This window comes from Clostridium manihotivorum (assembly GCF_004015185.1).
Classification (GTDB): domain Bacteria; phylum Bacillota; class Clostridia; order Clostridiales; family Clostridiaceae; genus Clostridium_AR; species Clostridium_AR manihotivorum.
The window spans coordinates 4732346-4748765 of sequence record NZ_CP025746.1 but is presented as its reverse complement, the minus strand read 5'-3'; the positions used below and the strand labels follow the sequence as shown (position 1 = coordinate 4748765).

At 34.5% G+C, this 16420-nt stretch carries 16 protein-coding genes; 15 read left to right on the top strand and 1 reads right to left on the bottom strand.

All coding sequences use genetic code 11. The features are described 5' to 3' along the window. Positions 1-36 precede the first annotated feature (36 nt). From trpE to nagZ, 15 genes are all read left to right on the top strand, one after another. Positions 37-1443 (top strand): anthranilate synthase component I, encoded by a 1407-nt coding sequence (gene trpE, locus C1I91_RS21350; protein WP_238475861.1) that lies wholly within the window; start codon positions 37-39, stop codon positions 1441-1443. Then, a complete protein-coding gene (locus tag C1I91_RS21345) occupies positions 1440-2024 on the top strand; it encodes an anthranilate synthase component II (protein WP_128214689.1) in 585 nt (194 codons plus the stop codon). The genes trpE and C1I91_RS21345 overlap by 4 nt, the downstream gene beginning before the upstream one ends. Beyond that, the gene (trpD, locus tag C1I91_RS21340; protein ID WP_128214688.1) at positions 2024-3043 is read left to right on the top strand and encodes an anthranilate phosphoribosyltransferase; all 1020 of its coding nucleotides are present in this window, start codon (positions 2024-2026) and stop codon (positions 3041-3043) included. The genes C1I91_RS21345 and trpD overlap by 1 nt, the downstream gene beginning before the upstream one ends. Next, positions 3040-3819 carry an indole-3-glycerol phosphate synthase TrpC gene (gene trpC / locus C1I91_RS21335; RefSeq protein ID WP_128214687.1) on the top strand — a complete coding sequence of 260 codons (780 nt, stop codon included), beginning with the start codon at positions 3040-3042 and terminating at the stop codon, positions 3817-3819. The genes trpD and trpC overlap by 4 nt, the downstream gene beginning before the upstream one ends. 2 nt (positions 3820-3821) lie before the next feature. Continuing rightward, a complete protein-coding gene (locus C1I91_RS21330; RefSeq protein WP_128214686.1) occupies positions 3822-4442 on the top strand; it encodes a phosphoribosylanthranilate isomerase in 621 nt (206 codons plus the stop codon). A 10-nt stretch (positions 4443-4452) separates the two neighbouring features. Further along, a complete protein-coding gene (gene trpB, locus C1I91_RS21325) occupies positions 4453-5643 on the top strand; it encodes a tryptophan synthase subunit beta (RefSeq protein ID WP_128216065.1) in 1191 nt (396 codons plus the stop codon). Next, positions 5636-6400, top strand: coding sequence for a tryptophan synthase subunit alpha (gene trpA, locus C1I91_RS21320; RefSeq protein ID WP_238475860.1), 765 nt, complete (start codon positions 5636-5638; stop codon positions 6398-6400). The genes trpB and trpA overlap by 8 nt, the downstream gene beginning before the upstream one ends. A 647-nt stretch (positions 6401-7047) precedes the next feature. Beyond that, positions 7048-8064 carry a 3-deoxy-7-phosphoheptulonate synthase gene (gene aroF / locus C1I91_RS21315; protein WP_128214685.1) on the top strand — a complete coding sequence of 339 codons (1017 nt, stop codon included), beginning with the start codon at positions 7048-7050 and terminating at the stop codon, positions 8062-8064. A gap of 164 nt (positions 8065-8228) precedes the next feature. Continuing rightward, positions 8229-9305 (top strand): 3-dehydroquinate synthase, encoded by a 1077-nt coding sequence (gene aroB / locus C1I91_RS21310; RefSeq protein ID WP_205694350.1) that lies wholly within the window; start codon positions 8229-8231, stop codon positions 9303-9305. Continuing rightward, a complete protein-coding gene (gene aroA / locus C1I91_RS21305) occupies positions 9302-10582 on the top strand; it encodes a 3-phosphoshikimate 1-carboxyvinyltransferase (RefSeq protein ID WP_128214683.1) in 1281 nt (426 codons plus the stop codon). The genes aroB and aroA overlap by 4 nt, the downstream gene beginning before the upstream one ends. Then, complete coding sequence (gene aroC, locus C1I91_RS21300) at positions 10560-11642, top strand: chorismate synthase (RefSeq protein ID WP_128214682.1); 1083 nt, start codon at positions 10560-10562, stop codon at positions 11640-11642. Before aroA ends, aroC begins: the two co-directional genes overlap by 23 nt. After that, positions 11642-12793 carry a prephenate dehydratase gene (gene pheA / locus C1I91_RS21295; RefSeq protein WP_128214681.1) on the top strand — a complete coding sequence of 384 codons (1152 nt, stop codon included), beginning with the start codon at positions 11642-11644 and terminating at the stop codon, positions 12791-12793. Before aroC ends, pheA begins: the two co-directional genes overlap by 1 nt. A gap of 36 nt (positions 12794-12829) precedes the next feature. Further along, the gene (gene aroE / locus C1I91_RS21290; RefSeq protein WP_128214680.1) at positions 12830-13645 is read left to right on the top strand and encodes a shikimate dehydrogenase; all 816 of its coding nucleotides are present in this window, start codon (positions 12830-12832) and stop codon (positions 13643-13645) included. Positions 13646-13675: 30 nt separating this feature from the next. Further along, on the top strand, positions 13676-14509 hold the full coding sequence (locus C1I91_RS21285; protein WP_128214679.1) for a prephenate dehydrogenase: 834 nt from the start codon (positions 13676-13678) through the stop codon (positions 14507-14509). Between the two features lie 15 nt (positions 14510-14524). Continuing rightward, entirely contained in the window at positions 14525-15790 is a 1266-nt protein-coding gene (gene nagZ, locus C1I91_RS21280; RefSeq protein ID WP_128214678.1) for a beta-N-acetylhexosaminidase, read from the top strand. A gap of 383 nt (positions 15791-16173) precedes the next feature. On the opposite strand, the gene C1I91_RS29210 is transcribed toward nagZ, so the two are convergent. Then, positions 16174-16419, bottom strand: a complete 246-nt coding sequence (locus tag C1I91_RS29210; RefSeq protein ID WP_238475854.1) for a hypothetical protein — start codon at positions 16417-16419, stop codon at positions 16174-16176. Between the last annotated feature and the right edge of the window lies 1 nt (position 16420).

The following is a 16420-nucleotide window of genomic DNA, read 5'->3' as shown; positions in this document are numbered from 1 at the left end:
GTTAGTATTTTTAGTTATTCAAAAAAAGAATTTGATTTGCTTAGAAAAGAAGGTTATTCCTTAGACTTATATTACAAGTTTAACGGAGACGAGATGACACCAATTTCTATATTTTATGCATTAAGAGAAGATAAGATGTTTCTTTTGGAAAGCTCAGTATTTGAGCCTGAGAAGGGAAGATATAGCTTCATAGGTTACAATCCCTATGCAGAGATAAAGAGCCTGGGAGAAAATATTGAAATTACAGAAAATAAGCTCACCTTAGAAAAGAGGGGTAAGGTACTTGATGAAGTACAAAACCTTATAGAGAAGATTAACTATAAAGATGAAAACAACATTCCCTTTCAAGGTGGAGCAGTTGGCTATGTTGGCTATGACGTTATAAAACAATATGAATATATCGAGAGTTCCAATAAGGATGCATTAGGTATTCCTGAAGCTTATCTTATGTTCTACAAAAACTTTATAGTATACGATCATTTCGATAAAAATATCTCTATTCACAGAGTTGTACTAAGAGATGAAAAAAAGGACTATGAGGAGGTTAAAGAAGAGTTATTACAAATAAGAGAGAAGCTTTGCTCATACTCAAAGAACAATAACTTAGAAGCACCTGAAACTTTAAAAAAAGAAGTAAACTCAAATACCACAAAAGAAGAATATATGGACATGGTAAATAAGGCTAAAAGATATATAGAAAATGGAGATGCATTTCAAATAGTGGTTTCTCAAAGGTTCAGCTGCAACTTTAAGGAGGATCCTTTCAAAATCTACAGACGATTAAGAAGTAAAAACCCATCACCCTATCTTTTCTATATAGATTATATAGATTTTCAGATTGTAGGCTCTTCTCCTGAAAGTCTTGTATCTGTTAAGAAAGATGTTGTAACCACAATGCCTATAGCAGGGACAAGAAAGAGGGGGATTACATTAGAAGAAGATGAGCTTATAAAGAAGGAGCTTCTTGAAGATGAAAAGGAAGTAGCTGAACATCTAATGCTTGTGGATCTAGCAAGAAATGATATAGGAAGAATCAGTGAGGTTGGCACCGTTAAGGTAGAAAGACTTATGGAGGTAGAGCTTTACTCGAAGATAATGCATATTGTTTCTAAGGTTACAGGAAAGTTGAAGAAAGGAAGCAAGGCTTTTGATGCACTAAAGTTCTGTCTGCCGGCTGGTACCTTATCTGGTGCACCAAAGATAAGAGCTATGGAAATAATAGAAGAGCTTGAAAAAGAGAAAAGGTCAGTTTATGCAGGAGCCATCGGATATTTTTCTTTTAATGGAGATATGGATACCTGCATTGCCATAAGAACTGTGATCTTAAAGGATGGAAAAGGCTATGTGCAAGCTGGAGCAGGTATAGTTTACGATTCAGTTCCTGAGACGGAATATGAAGAAAGTTATAATAAGGCTCTTGGAGTACTGGAGGTTATAGAATGATTATATTGATTGATAACTATGATTCCTTTACCTACAACGTTTATCAATATTTAAGCGAACTGGGGGAAGAGGTTAAAGTTTATAGAAATGACAAAATAACATCTAAGAAGATAAAAGAGCTTTCACCTGAAGCTTTAATTATATCTCCAGGACCAGGATACCCAAAGGACGCAGGAAATACCTTGGATATAATTAATGAAACCTATAAGCAAATACCAATACTAGGCATTTGCCTTGGACACCAAAGCATAGGACAGGTCTTTGGAAGCAAGATTGTCAAAGCTAAGAAAGTGATGCATGGAAAAACCTCAAAGATAGAGCATAACAATGATGCTTTGTTTAAAGGAATAGAGAGTCCCACAAAGGTAATGAGATACCATTCTCTGGTAATTAGGGACATGGGGACGGAGCTTTTGTCCCTAGCAACTTCTACTGATGATGGCGAGATAATGGCAGTAAAGCATGTAAAGTACCCTGTTTATGGTATTCAGTTTCACCCAGAATCAATATTTACACCTGAAGGAAAAAAGCTTCTCTCAAACTTTTTAGAGATAAAAAATAATATTAGGAGGAATAAGTGATGAAAGCAGAATTTCAAAGTGCACTAAGAAAAGTAATCATAAATGAAAACCTTAGTTTTGAAGAGGCTTATGAGGCAAATAAATATATTTTAAGCGGTGAAGCTGAGGAAGGCGAAATAGGAGCCTTTCTTGCAGCACTTAAGACCAAGGGAGAGCATCCACAGGAGATAGCTGGTATGGCAAAAGCTATGAGAGAGCTTTCAAGTATTGACTTTGATATAGAAGATTCTTTTGATAATTGCGGTACTGGAGGAGATTATTCTAATAGCTTTAATATAAGTACAACTTCTGCCTTTGTACTTGCTGGAGCAGGAGTTAAGGTAGCAAAGCATGGCAATAGATCCATATCAAGTAAATGTGGAAGTGCAGATTTACTGGCAGAGCTAGGAGTAAATATTGAGATCCAGAAGGAAAAGTTAAAAAAATTGATAGAGGAGGTTGGAATAGCATTTTTGTATGCTCCTGCCATGCATCCAAGAATGAAATATGTAATGAAAGTAAGAAAAGCCCTTGGAATACCTACTGTATACAATATTCTTGGACCTTTGACCAATCCTTTAAATCCTAGCAACCAGTTAATAGGAGTATATAAAAAGGAGCTTGTCAAAGATCTTTGCGAGGCACTTAAGCTTTTAGGAAAGAAGAGAGCTTTGGTTATAAATGGAGACAATAGGCTGGATGAAGGTACTTTAGATGGAGATAATTATTGTGCCTTTCTAGTAAATGGAGAAGTTAAGGAAATGTTGATCAAAAGTAGCGATTACGGAATAGACAGGATAGGCTTAGAGCATTTAGCTGGAGGAGATGCAAAGGAAAATAGCAGAATAACCTTATCTATATTGAATGGAGAGAAAAGTACCTATAGAGAAGCGGTGGTATTTAACTCAGCCCTGGGTCTTTTTGCTAGTGGAGTTTGCGAGGATATAAAGTCTGGTATAGATATGGCAAAAGACATTTTAGACTCTGGTAAGGCAAAGAGAAAGCTGGAAAGTTTAATTGAGGAGAGCAATAGAATATGAAGAATTTCTTAGAAAAGATTCTAGAACTTAAAGAGGTAGAGGTACAGGAGCTGAAGCTTAAGTATAAACGCAATGGTTTTCCAGAAAGAAAGAGAGAGTTTTATTCTTTCTTAGAAGGTTTTCAGAATAATGATTTTAAGATAATTAGCGAGATAAAAAAAGCATCTCCTTCAAAAGGTGATTTGAACATGGATTTGAAACCAGAGGCTAGAGCCTTAGAGTATGTAGCAAGTGGTACAGACTGTATATCTGTTTTAACAGAAAAGCACTTCTTCAAAGGAAAAGAAGAAGATCTTTATGAGGTATGTGAGGCGGTTTCCATACCAGTATTAAGAAAAGACTTTATAATAGACTCGGTGCAGTTATATCAAAGCCTAAGTCTAGGTGCAGATCTAGTACTTTTAATAGCTGCAATTAACTCAAAAGAAAATTTAAAGAGGCTTTATGAGGAGGCGCTAAGTTTAGGTCTTGAGGTATTAGTAGAAATTCATGATGAAGAGGACTTAGAAAAGATAAAAGAACTTAAGCCAAAACTCATAGGAATTAATAATAGAAATCTTAAGACCTTTGAAGTAAATGTTGAAAATACAATTACCTTAAAGGAAAAGATGGACTTTCCAGATAGTTATATCATATCTGAGAGTGGCTTTAACTCTCTTGATAAGGTTAAAAAGGTTAAACAGAAAGGGATAAGAGGAATTTTGGTAGGGGAGGCCTTTGTTACTTCAAGTAACTTTCAGGAGCTACTACTAAGCTTTAAGGGAGGCCCAGTTTAATTATGAAAACACTTATAAAGATATGTGGAATAAAAGATTTAGACACTGCTTTGGCATGTAGTGAATTGGGAGCTGATGCTCTAGGCTTTGTATTCTGTAAAAGCATAAGAAAAGTTGAACCTTTAGAAGCAAAAGCCATAATAGAAAAGATTCCTAAAAAGGTGCTGAAAATTGGGGTTTTTATGAACAATTCTCTTGAGGAAGTAAAAGAGATTCAAAGAATATGTAAATTAGATGTGGTTCAGCTCCATGGTGAAGAAAGCTATGAGTATTGTGAAAACCTAGAAGTGTCATATATAAAGGCCTTTAAATCTAATGAGTTGGACTTTGAAAAAATGAAAAAATACCATTGCTTTGGATATCTTGTGGATTCTCCAAAGGATTTTAAAGGGGATATGTTAGGTAAGGTTTTTAACTGGGAGTCTATAAAGTATGTACCAGAAGAAATAAGAAGTAAGCTCATATTAGCTGGGGGGCTTAATGCCTCTAATGTGGTAGAAGGTATAAAAGCGGTAAGTCCCTTTATGGTAGATGTGAGCAGTGGGGTAGAAACAAATAGAGTAAAAGATCTAAATAAGGTTGAAGAATTTATAAGGAAGGTGAGAGATTTTGAAAGAGATTAAAGACTATACAATGCCTGATGAAAGAGGACATTTTGGAAGTTATGGAGGAAGGTTTATTCCAGAAACCTTAATGAATTCCGTTATAGAACTAGAAAAAGCTTATTTAAAATACAAGGATGATGAAGAGTTTAAGAATGAGGTAGAGTACTATCTTAGAGATTATGTTGGAAGAGAAACCCCTCTTTATTACGCTAAGAATCTTACTGAGTACTGTGGAGGTGCAAAGATTTATTTAAAAAGAGAGGATCTTAATCACACCGGTGCTCATAAGATAAACAATACTATAGGACAAGTAATATTAGCTAAGAGGATGGGAAAGAAAAAAATAGTAGCAGAAACAGGAGCTGGGCAGCATGGAGTTGCAACGGCAACAGCAGCAGCTTTATTTGGTCTTCAATGTAAGATTTTCATGGGAGAAGAAGATATAGAAAGACAAAAGTTAAATGTGTTTAGAATGAAGATGCTAGGAGCAGAGGTAGTTCCAGCTAAAAGCGGAACTAAAACCTTAAAAGATGCTGTCAACGAAGCTTTAAAATATTGGGTCACTAATGTTTTTGATACCCACTATGTTATGGGGTCGGTATTAGGACCACATCCTTTTCCTATGATTGTTAGAGATTTTCAGAGTGTCATAGGTAATGAAACCAAGAAGCAGCTTATGGAGCAGGAAGGAAGACTTCCAGATGCAGTGGTTGCCTGCGTTGGTGGTGGAAGTAACTCTATGGGCATGTTCTATCCTTTTATAAAGGATGAAACCGTAGAGTTAATAGGAGTTGAAGCTGCAGGCGAAGGAGTGGAAACTGAAAAACATGCTGCAACTATAACAAAGGGTGAAGTAGGAGTTCTTCACGGCAGCATGATGTATATACTTCAAAATAGAAGTGGACAAATACAAGAGGCTTATTCTATATCGGCAGGGTTGGACTACCCAGGTGTAGGGCCAGAGCATTGCTATCTTAAGGATATAGAAAGAGCTAAATATTCTTATATAGATGATGAAGAAGCCTTAGAGGGCTTCAAGCTACTGACAAAGCTTGAGGGTATTATTCCAGCTATGGAAAGTGCTCACGCTATTGCACATACAGCTAAGATTGCTAAGAATTATGAAAAAGATAAGATAATAGTTGTATGTCTATCTGGCAGAGGTGACAAGGATGTAGAAAGAGTAAGTGAGATTATGGGGGTGAGTTTAGTTGATTAGAGCTGCTATAGAGAAGTTAAAAGAGGAAAATAAGAAAGCCTTTGTACCCTATATAATGTTTGGGGAAAAGTCCATTGAAGATAGCAAAAATACCATACTTAAACTTGCAGAACTAGGTGCCACAGCAATTGAGATAGGAGTACCTTTTTCCGATGCTGTAGCTGATGGCGATAGGATACAAGAAGCAGGTAACAAGGCTATTGCAAATGGAGTAAATTTGAAAGTGATTTTTGAAACCATAAAAGAACTAAGAAAAAATACTTCAGTGCCACTTATTCTGATGACCTATCTTAATCCTATAATAAATTATGGCCTAGAAGCTTTCTTTACTACAATGGAGAATGTAAAGGTCAATGGGCTAATTGTACCAGATCTCCCTTTAGAAGAATTTGATTTCGTACTTCCTCATATGAAAGATAAGGATATAAGCTTAATACCTTTATGCGCAATAACCAGTGGAGAAAACAGAATAGAGAAAATCTCTAAAGCAGGAGCTGGCTTTTTATATGCAGTTACCGTAGCAGGAGTTACAGGTGTTAGAAAAAGCTTTAGTTATGACACTATAGAGTTTTTAAAGAAAGCAAAAGAAATATCACCTTTACCTGTATTAGCTGGCTTTGGTATCTCTACTCCAGAGCAGGCCAAGAATGTAGCAAAATATTGCGATGGTGTTGTTATTGGAAGCAAAGTCATGGAACTAATTAACAATGAAGATTATGAAAGCATAGAAGAAATAATCAACGCTTTACAGGGATAATGTTATAAGTTAGCTGTGTTTAATAATATATTGTTAAAATTAATTGGTTATGAAGGAGATGCTATATGCGCAATCTCATCTAAGCATCGGATGATTGACCAATTAATTTCAACACTGTACTTTAACAGAGTCTATATTTTAAATTTTCCAAAAAATATATATTGAAAAAGTTTACTAAGGGTTGACAAATAATTTCTAAAGGATTATGATTTTATAAATTGATAGATTAAAATACCAATGGAGGTAATTATGCTAAATAATATTAGAGTTAGATTAGAACAAGTTAATAGCTTTTTTTACTTTTTTAGCTGGGGTTATTTTTATAACGCTGGTTACTTGTTCTGCAATCGAATAAAGAAATCTCTAATGAGTTAGCTTAATACATTCTAAGGTGGAAATGTCATAATTCGGTAAATCTTAAGGCTCATTAGTGGGCCTTATTTTTTTTACTCTTATATGAATTTATAAGTCGGATAAAATTTTGTATAAGTATCTGTAGAGAACTTAAAGAATGATGTAATCAAATCTTTTATTATCTGTGGTTCATATTTAATATGATTAACTTTTAATTTATTAATAACATGTTCATTATATCAAGTTTATTAATTTTATATAAAATATATATTAATTTTGAAAGGGGCTATATTATGATTATTATTTTAAAACACAAAACACCAAAAGAAGAGGTACAAAAACTAGTTGTTGAGCTTGAAAAACTTGGGGTTCATGTTCATTTATCAGAGGGGTCAGAAAAGAGTATCATAGGACTTATTGGAGATACTACAAAGATTGATCCAACAAAAATTGAAGCTAATAGAAATGTGGAGAAAGTTATGCATGTACAAGAACCTTATAAGAAAGCTAATAGACTATTCCATCCCGAAGATTCCATTATAAAGATTGGGGATGCAGAAATAGGTGGAAAGAATATATGTTTAATTGCAGGACCGTGTTCTGTAGAAAGTGAAACTCAAATAACAGAGATAGCAAAAAACGTAAAAGAGTCTGGGGCTAAACTACTAAGAGGAGGAGCTTTCAAACCAAGAACTTCACCTTACAGCTTCCAAGGACTTGGAATGGATGGCCTTGATTTACTACAAGTGGCAAGGAAGAATACAGGACTTCCTATAGTTACAGAAATAATGTCCACTAGCCAGCTTGATAGATTTGCAAGAGATGTAGATGTGATACAAGTAGGAGCTAGAAATATGCAAAACTTCGATTTGTTAAAAGAGCTTGGCAAGATAGATAAGCCTATATTACTAAAAAGAGGTTTATCAGCAACAATTGAAGAGCTTTTAATGTCAGCTGAATATATAATGGCTGGCGGTAATGAAAAGGTAATACTTTGTGAAAGAGGAATAAGAACCTTTGAAACCTACACAAGAAACACTTTAGATTTAAGTGCTATACCAGCTATAAAGAAGTTAAGTCACCTTCCAGTTATTGTTGATCCAAGCCATGCTGCAGGAATGTGGTGGATGGTAGAACCATTGTCAAAGGCTGCAGTTGCGGTTGGAGCAGATGGTCTTATAATAGAAGTTCATAATGATCCTGCCAATGCGTTATGTGATGGACAGCAGTCAATAAAACCTGAAGTATTCGATAACCTAGTAAAAGACCTTAAAAATATAGCTACTGCAGTAGGTAGAGAGATAAAATAAGAGAGATGTTAGAATGTTCCGTTGAAATTAAGTGGCTAGTCATCCGATGCTTCAATGAGCTTACGCAAAAAATCATTTAATTTTAGTAGATTGCTCATAAAGCATAGCCTTCATAGCCACTTAACTCCAACAATATTATTAAATATATATAATTAAGGGAGATTATCATGAATTTAAAGGTTAATCTAACGAACAATTCATATGAAATTATCATAGAAAAGGGAAGTATAGCTCAAAGTGGAGAACAGATTAAAAAGGTATTTAAAGGGGAAAAAATAGTAGTAATAACAGATAAGAATGTCCATGAGTACTATGGAAATACTGTTCGTAACTCTCTTGAAAAAGAAGGATTTTCTGTGGGGCAGATAATACTTGAACCAGGAGAAAAAACAAAAGGCTTTGAGAGCCTTATATATATATACAACAGCTTAGCTGACTTAAACTTAACTAGAAGTGATTTGATAGTAGCCTTAGGGGGAGGAGTTATAGGGGACCTAGCAGGTTTTGTAGCTTCAACCTATCTTAGAGGAATAGACTTTGTTCAGATACCTACTTCACTTTTAGCACAGGTGGATTCCTCTGTTGGAGGAAAAGTCGCAGTAGATTTAGACAAAGGAAAGAATCTAGTAGGAAGTTTTTATCATCCTAAACAAGTGATAATAGATCCAGAGGTTTTAACCACTTTACCTGAAAGATTTTTCTTCGATGGTTTAGCTGAGGTTATAAAGTACGGTGCTATTAGCGATAGTGATTTATTTGATGAACTCATAAGCTTTAATAGCAAAGAAGAACTTATGAATGAGATAGCAAATGTGATTTATAGGTGTGTTGATATTAAAAGACAGTTCGTAGAAAAGGATGAGAAAGATAAAGGGGATAGGATGCTTTTAAACTTTGGGCACACCTTAGGGCATGCTATTGAAAAGTATTATAATTATGAAGCTTATACTCACGGCGAAGCAGTAGCTATAGGAATGTACTATATAACTAAGTTTGGAGAGAGTAAAGACCTTACTAAAATAGGTACTAATAAAAAGATTAAGGATATTTTAATAAAGTATAATCTACCATGGAAGGTTAACAATTTAAAAATAAAAGAATTAGTGGATACAATAAAGCTTGATAAGAAGAATCTAAATGGCAGCTTAAATATCATATTGATAAGTGAAATAGGTAAAAGTGAGATATATAAAACAACCTTAGATATATTTGAAGACTTAGATCTGGAGGAGAGAGAATGAAGAAAGTTGAGATAAAGCCCAAAAAGCTAGTTGGGAATATAAACATTCCGCCATCTAAGAGTATGGCTCATAGAGCTATTATATGTGCAGCACTAGCTAAGGGAGAAAGCTTAATCACCAATGTTGATTTTTCAGATGACATCATAGCTACCCTAGGTGCTATAGAAAACCTAGGTGCCCATTACGAAAAAGGTGATACTTGGGTTAAGGTAACTGGTGGTGACTTGAAGGCTAAGGACAATGCTATAGTTGACTGCAATGAATCTGGATCCACCTTAAGATTTATAGTTCCTTTATTCCTTGTAGAAAATAACAAAGTAACCTTTATCGGAAAAGGGAATCTAGGCAAAAGACCACTAAAGCCTTATTATGAGATTTTCGAAGAACAGAGCATAGAGTACTATAATAAGGAAGGAATTCTTGAATTAAAGATTAATGGAAGCTTAAACAGTGGAGAATTTCATGTTAAAGGAGATATAAGCTCTCAATTTATAAGCGGTTTATTATTTACTTTACCTCTTCTAAAAGGAGACTCTAAGATTATTATCACAACTAAGTTAGAATCTAAAGGCTATATAGATCTTACCTTAGATATGCTAAAGAAGTTTGGAATAGATATTGTAAATAATGATTATAAAGAGTTTGTAATCAAAGGAAATAGCCAATACAAGGCTACTAACTATGAAGTGGAAGGTGATTTTTCTCAATCCGCATTTTATTTGGTTGCTAGCTGTTTAGGTAATGAGGTAGAGCTGTCAAAGCTAAATCTTCAAAGTCTTCAAGGAGACAAAGAGATACTAGATATCTTAAATAGAATGGGTGCTAATATTAGTGTATCAGATGATAAGGTTTCACTTAAGGTTGAGCAATTAATAGGAACTACCATTGATGCAGCCCAGTGCCCTGATATAATTCCAGTGGTTGCAGTAGCAGCGGCATTAGCAAAAGGTACTACAAATATAATAAATGCTGGCAGACTAAGAATAAAAGAATGTGATAGATTGACTGCCATAGCTTCAGAATTAAATAAATTAGGTGCAAAGGTACAAGAAGGCGAAGATTACATGGTTATAGAAGGTGTTGAAAGCCTTAAAGGTGGAGAAGTTAACTCCTTTGAGGATCACCGTATAGCAATGAGTTTAGCCATAGCAGCAACCTGCTGTAAAGAAAAAGTTATAATAGACAATCCACAATGTGTAAAAAAGTCATACCCAGGCTTTTGGCAAGACTATAAATCATTAGGGGGCGAGTTAAATGAGTGGAGTGTGGGGCAGTAATATAAAGCTATCTATTTTTGGAGAGTCCCATGGAGGTGCCATAGGTATAAACATTAGCGGACTTCCAGTTGGAAAAGATATAAATGAAGAAGAAATTTATAAAGAAATGCAAAGAAGAGCTCCAGGAAGAAGCAACCTTGCAACAGCTAGAAAAGAAGAGGATAGAGTTGAGATACTCAGTGGAGTATTTAATGGTAAGACAACAGGTGCACCACTTTGCGGAATAATAAGAAACAACGATACTAGATCTAAAGACTACAGCAAACTGAAAGATGTTATGAGACCAAGCCATTCAGATTATCCAGCCTCAGTTAAGTATAAGGGTTTTAATGACTATAGAGGAGGAGGACACTTCTCCGGCAGAATAACAGCTCCTTTAGTATTTGCAGGAGCTATAGCAAAATCAATTCTAAGAGAAAAGGGCATTAACATAGGTGCCCATATAAAATCCATTGCAGACATTGAAGATGACGATTTTAATCCAATATATATTGATAATACTGTTCTAGATACTTTAAAAGAAAAAGATCTCCCAATAATAGATGACAATAAAAAAGCTCTTATGGAGCATAGAATTCTTTCTGCAAAGATGGAAGGCGACTCTGTAGGTGGAGTGATACAGTGTGCCATAACTGGTGTAGAGGTAGGAGTTGGTGATCCTTTCTTTGACTCTCTTGAAAGTACCATAGCTCATCTAGCCTTTTCAGTTCCAGCAGTGAAAGGTATAGAGTTTGGAAAAGGCTTTGAACTGTCAAAGCTTAAAGGCTCTGAAGCCAACGATTCTTACTACTATGAAGGAGAAAAAATAGCTACAAAAACCAATAATAATGGTGGGATTTTAGGTGGACTTACCAATGGGATGCCGGTACTTTTCAATGTAGCAATTAAACCAACAGCTTCAATAATAAAGTACCAAGATACAGTAGATATTGATAAAAAAGAAGATACTAAGCTTCAAATTGAAGGAAGACATGATCCTTGTATCGTAACTAGAGCCGTAGTGGTTATTGAAGCTATTGCCGCGTTAGCAATACTTGACTTAATGGAAGGGGAATTTTAATGAGTGACATAGAAGGTTATAGAAAGTCTATAGATGACATAGATAAGAAGATAGTGGAGTTATTCCAAGAAAGAATGAAGGTTGTAACTAAGGTAGCAGAATATAAGAAGAAAAACAACGTTCCTATCTTTAATGGCAATAGAGAAAGCCAAGTGATAGAAAAAAATGTTGCTTTAGTTGAAGAGGAAGACTTAAAACCTTTTGTAAAAGAGTTTTTATTGTCAATGATGGATATAAGCAAGGAATATCAGTCACTAGAGCTTTCTAAAAATGATATAGCTAAAGCTTCTATTAATGAAGAAAAACCTTTCTATAAAGAAGAAAACTTAAGATTAGGTTATCCAGGAGTTAATGGCTCCTACTCAGAAGAAGCGCTACTGCAGTTCTTTGGAGCAAAACACAGTACTTCAAACTATGAAAGATTCGAAGATGTTTTCAAGGCTTTAGCTAAGGATGAAATTGATTTTGGCGTGTTGCCTATTGAAAATTCTTCTACAGGTGCGGTTAAGGAAGTTTATGATCTTTTGAGAAAGTATGGTTTTTATATTGTAGGTGAAAAATGCTTAAAGATAGAACATCATCTTTTAGGGGTAATTGGAGCAAAGGAAGAGGACTTGAAAGAAATATATTCCCACCCTCAAGGAATAGAGCAGTGTAGTGGGTATTTAAACAGCTTAAAAGGCGTAAGTGCCATACCAGATCTAAATACAGCCATAAGTGCTGAGCGTGTAAGCAAAGCTGGCATAAAAGAAAAAGCAGCCATAGCATCTAAGAGAGCGGCAGATATATTTAAGCTTTCTGTGATTAAAGAAGGCATAAGTAACGAAAAAGATAACTTTACCAGGTTCATTGTAGTAGGAAAGAACATTATAAATAGAACAGAAAATAATAAAATATCCTTAGTTTTTGCAGTGGAAAATAAGGCAGGGGCTTTATTTAATGCTTTAAAGTGGTTTTCAGTAAATAATCTAAATATGACAAAGATAGAGTCTAGGCCTATAGTAAAAGAGCCTTGGAGGTACTTCTTTTATATAGATTTCGAAGGAAATATAAAAGATGTGGTGGTAAAAGATTTATTAGAGCTTTGTGAAAAAAATACTTCCTATTTTAAGCTTTTAGGAGTATATAAAAGGGAGTTAGAGTGTAATTAAAATCTTAAAGAAAGCATGGTTTGCAGGGGTGAAAAAATGAATGCATTTGGGTTAATAGGTGAGAGACTAGGACATAGTCTTTCACCTCAAATTCATAAAAAAGTATTTGAAAAACTTAATTTAAACGCAAGCTTTTCCTTATATGAAATAAAGCCAGAGAATATAGGTGGAGCGGTACAAGCTCTAAAGGTTTTAGGAATAAAAGGAGTAAATGTAACCATACCTTATAAAGAAATACTTATGGAGCAGCTTGATGCTATATCAGAGGAAGCTAAAGGCATAGGAGCAATAAACACCATAAAAATAGAACAAGACAAAACCATAGGTTATAATACTGATTACTTCGGCTTTGGAGAGCTTCTTATAAGAAATGAAGTGCAGGTAGAAGGCAAAACTTTTGCAGTGCTTGGAACTGGAGGGGCTTCAAAGGCCGTGGTGCAGTATATAAAGGACAAAAGGGCTGGAAAGATATATATAGTTTCTAGAGATAAAGCTGCTGCTTTTATTAAATACCCAGAATACAACTGTATTAGCTATTCAGAACTAGAAAAGTTAGAGGACATAGAGGTAATAATAAATACAACGCCAGTGGGAATGTATCCTAAGGTAGGTTTTTCACCCATAGGAGATACTGTAATACAAAAGTGCAATACAGTTGTAGATATAGTGTACAATCCTTTGGAAACAGAACTTTTAAAGAGAGCAAAAGCTTCAGGAAAGAAGACCGTAGATGGACTTTACATGCTTATAGCTCAGGGGATAAAAGCAGAGGAAATATGGCTTGAAAGAGAGCTGTCTTATGATATTGGCGAGGAACTCTATGAAGAGCTAAGTAAACTTATAAATAAATAACTTTATAAAGTAGAACTTTGGGGGAGAATTATGAATATAACTATAGTGGGGCTAGGTGTAATAGGCGGTTCCTTTGCTAAAGCATTAAAGCCTTTAGAGGAACATCAGGTCTATGGTATAGATAATGATATTAATACTTTGAAAAAGGCAGAGGAGCTTGGAATAATAAAAAAAGGATATTTGGACGGTAAAGAACCTTTAGAGCTATCTGACTTAGTAATTCTTTGTATATATCCAATGTCTGTACTGAATTTTATAAATAGCAATAAGCAATATTTTAAACCAGGGGTCATAATTACAGATGCTACTGGAGTAAAAGGGATAATGGTGGATGATATCCTAGATTCAGTTGGAGAAAATGTGGATTTTGTATTTGGACATCCCATGGCTGGAAGGGAAAAAAAGGGAATTGATTTTGCATCAGCAGAAGTATTTAAGGGGGCAAATTATATATTAACTCCTCATCATGGAAATAAGCCTGAGAGTATTAATGTTGTTGAGAAACTGGTATATTCAATAGGGTTTTCTAATGTTAAAAAGGTAAATCCTTACGAACATGATAAGATAGTTGCATACACTTCTCAGCTTCCACATGCCATGGCAGTAGCATTGGTAAATAGCGATGATGGTAGATATCCTACAGGGGAGCTTATAGGTGATAGCTACAGAGATCTCACCAGAATTGCTAATATTAATGAAGAGTTATGGAGTGAACTTTTTTTATCCAATAGAGAAAATTTGATAAGCACCATTGAAGTTTTTCAAGAGAAACTTGAGGATATAAAAAAATCCTTGGTCAATAATGATAAAGAGAAGCTTGTAAATATCTTTAAAGAATCCTCTAATAGGAGGGAAAAACTTTAAGAATGGTGGTGTAGTATGCGTAAGTTCTTAATAATATCGTTGACAATAGTATTTATTATAATAGCCTTTGCCGCCGGTTTTCTAATTGCTGGAGGAAAGCTTAAAATGGATAACCTTTTTTCAAATAGTACTAAAGCTGATGAAAATAAAAATTCCAATGATAAAGGGGAAAGTACCGTCCCCTCTGTAGAGGAGAAAGATCCAATAAAGGAAAAAGTAAAGTCATTAACTTTAGAAGAGAAGATAGGCCAGCTTGCGATTATAGGTTTTGAAGGCACAGAAATGAACGATAATATTAAAGAACTCATACAGAACTACCACGTTGGTGGAGTGATATTTTTTAAAGAAAATATAACTAGTCGTAGCCAAGCTTTGAGCTTAGTGGAAGCTATGAAGAATTATAATGGAAATGCTATTCCGCTATTTTTAGCTGTAGATGAAGAAGGTGGAAGAGTTTCGAGAATTCCTAGTGAGTACTTAAAACTACCTAGCAGTGGATATATTGGAAAGAAGAACAATGAAGTGCTTTCTAATAAAGTAGGAGAAATTCTAGGAGATGAAGTAGGCTCCTTAGGACTAAATCTTGATTTTGCACCGGTGCTAGATATTAATAGTAACCCTAAAAATCCTATAATAGGGGATAGATCTTTTGGAAATAATGCTGATTTAGTATCAAGACTTGGGCTATCAACCATGAAGGGTATTCAGTCAAAAGGAATAATATCCGCAGTAAAACATTTTCCAGGTCACGGAGATACTTCTGTAGATTCTCATAAGGGACTTCCTTTGGTTAATAATGATCTTACTAGACTTAGAAGCTTTGAGCTTATACCTTTTAAAAATGCTATAGACAATGGTGCGGACATGGTGATGGTAGCTCATATATTATTGCCAAAGGTAGACAGTAATTACCCATCCTCACTATCTAAGAATGTAATAACTGATCTGCTTAGAAAGGAACTAGGCTTCAATGGTGTTATTATAACTGATGATATGACTATGGGAGCAATTACCTTAAATTATGATATAAACAAAGCAGCAGTGACCTCACTAAAAGCAGGAAGCGATATGGTTTTGGTTTGTCATGATTTTAATAAAGAGAAGACTGTTTTAGATTCAATAAGAAATGCAGTTAGTAATAAAGAGCTAACTGAAGAGGAAATTGATGAGAAGGTCTATAGAATATTAAAGCTTAAAGAAAAATATAAATTGGGAGAGAAAAACTCTCAGCAGTACAATATTCAAGATATAAATAATAGGATCAAACAATTGTTTAAGTAGAGATAAAGATGCTATAGAATCTTCATATCTTTTTATAAAATTAAATTAAGTGGTTTGTCATCCTATAATTCAATTAACTTGCGCAAAGAGTCATTTAATTATCTAGTAGCTCACTGTATAACATCGCTTCAATAAGCACTTTTTTATTATACTCCTATAAAGAGGTCTTTAGAAAATCTAAATAACTAATAAAAAATTCACTGAAGTTCGATTCCAATGGCATTAAGTTAAGAGAATTCAAGAAGCTATTACATAAAGTGATAGCTTCTTTTTTCAGAGTTAGCTGTAAATGTTCAACCGAAATGAAGAAAATAATTTTAAAAATTGCATGCAAATAAAGCAGGCATATATCCCGCTAAAAAAAACTATTAAATTAATCATTATTATGCTACTCTATACATGAAGCTTACGGATGTTTTTTCAGACATATTTCTAGGTCGCGAACGACCAGGTCGAATCGGTGTTATGTGCCTAGCAATCAAAGCTTCTATATTAGGTGGAGTAACTTTACCAAGGAAAAACTGTCGGCATATATGCGCTGCAACAGAAAAGTTGACTTTGTAGTCGTATTTCCTGTTCCTTTTCTTTATGATTACGTGTTGGGTAATTATTTCAGAAAAGTTGTACATA

What these genes read in the sequence shown, in the direction of transcription:
- C1I91_RS21345 (WP_128214689.1), top strand. Translation starts at nt 1,440, where the DNA reads ATGATTATATTGATTGATAACTATGATTCCTTTACCTACAACGTTTAT.
- trpD (WP_128214688.1), top strand. Translation starts at nt 2,024, where the DNA reads ATGAAAGCAGAATTTCAAAGTGCACTAAGAAAAGTAATCATAAATGAA.
- trpC (WP_128214687.1), top strand. Translation starts at nt 3,040, where the DNA reads ATGAAGAATTTCTTAGAAAAGATTCTAGAACTTAAAGAGGTAGAGGTA.
- C1I91_RS21330 (WP_128214686.1), top strand. Translation starts at nt 3,822, where the DNA reads ATGAAAACACTTATAAAGATATGTGGAATAAAAGATTTAGACACTGCT.
- trpB (WP_128216065.1), top strand. Translation starts at nt 4,453, where the DNA reads ATGCCTGATGAAAGAGGACATTTTGGAAGTTATGGAGGAAGGTTTATT.
- aroF (WP_128214685.1), top strand. Translation starts at nt 7,048, where the DNA reads ATGATTATTATTTTAAAACACAAAACACCAAAAGAAGAGGTACAAAAA.
- aroA (WP_128214683.1), top strand. Translation starts at nt 9,302, where the DNA reads ATGAAGAAAGTTGAGATAAAGCCCAAAAAGCTAGTTGGGAATATAAAC.
- aroC (WP_128214682.1), top strand. Translation starts at nt 10,560, where the DNA reads ATGAGTGGAGTGTGGGGCAGTAATATAAAGCTATCTATTTTTGGAGAG.
- pheA (WP_128214681.1), top strand. Translation starts at nt 11,642, where the DNA reads ATGAGTGACATAGAAGGTTATAGAAAGTCTATAGATGACATAGATAAG.
- aroE (WP_128214680.1), top strand. Translation starts at nt 12,830, where the DNA reads ATGAATGCATTTGGGTTAATAGGTGAGAGACTAGGACATAGTCTTTCA.
- C1I91_RS21285 (WP_128214679.1), top strand. Translation starts at nt 13,676, where the DNA reads ATGAATATAACTATAGTGGGGCTAGGTGTAATAGGCGGTTCCTTTGCT.
- nagZ (WP_128214678.1), top strand. Translation starts at nt 14,525, where the DNA reads ATGCGTAAGTTCTTAATAATATCGTTGACAATAGTATTTATTATAATA.
- C1I91_RS29210 (WP_238475854.1), bottom strand. Translation starts at nt 16,419, where the DNA reads ATGTACAACTTTTCTGAAATAATTACCCAACACGTAATCATAAAGAAA.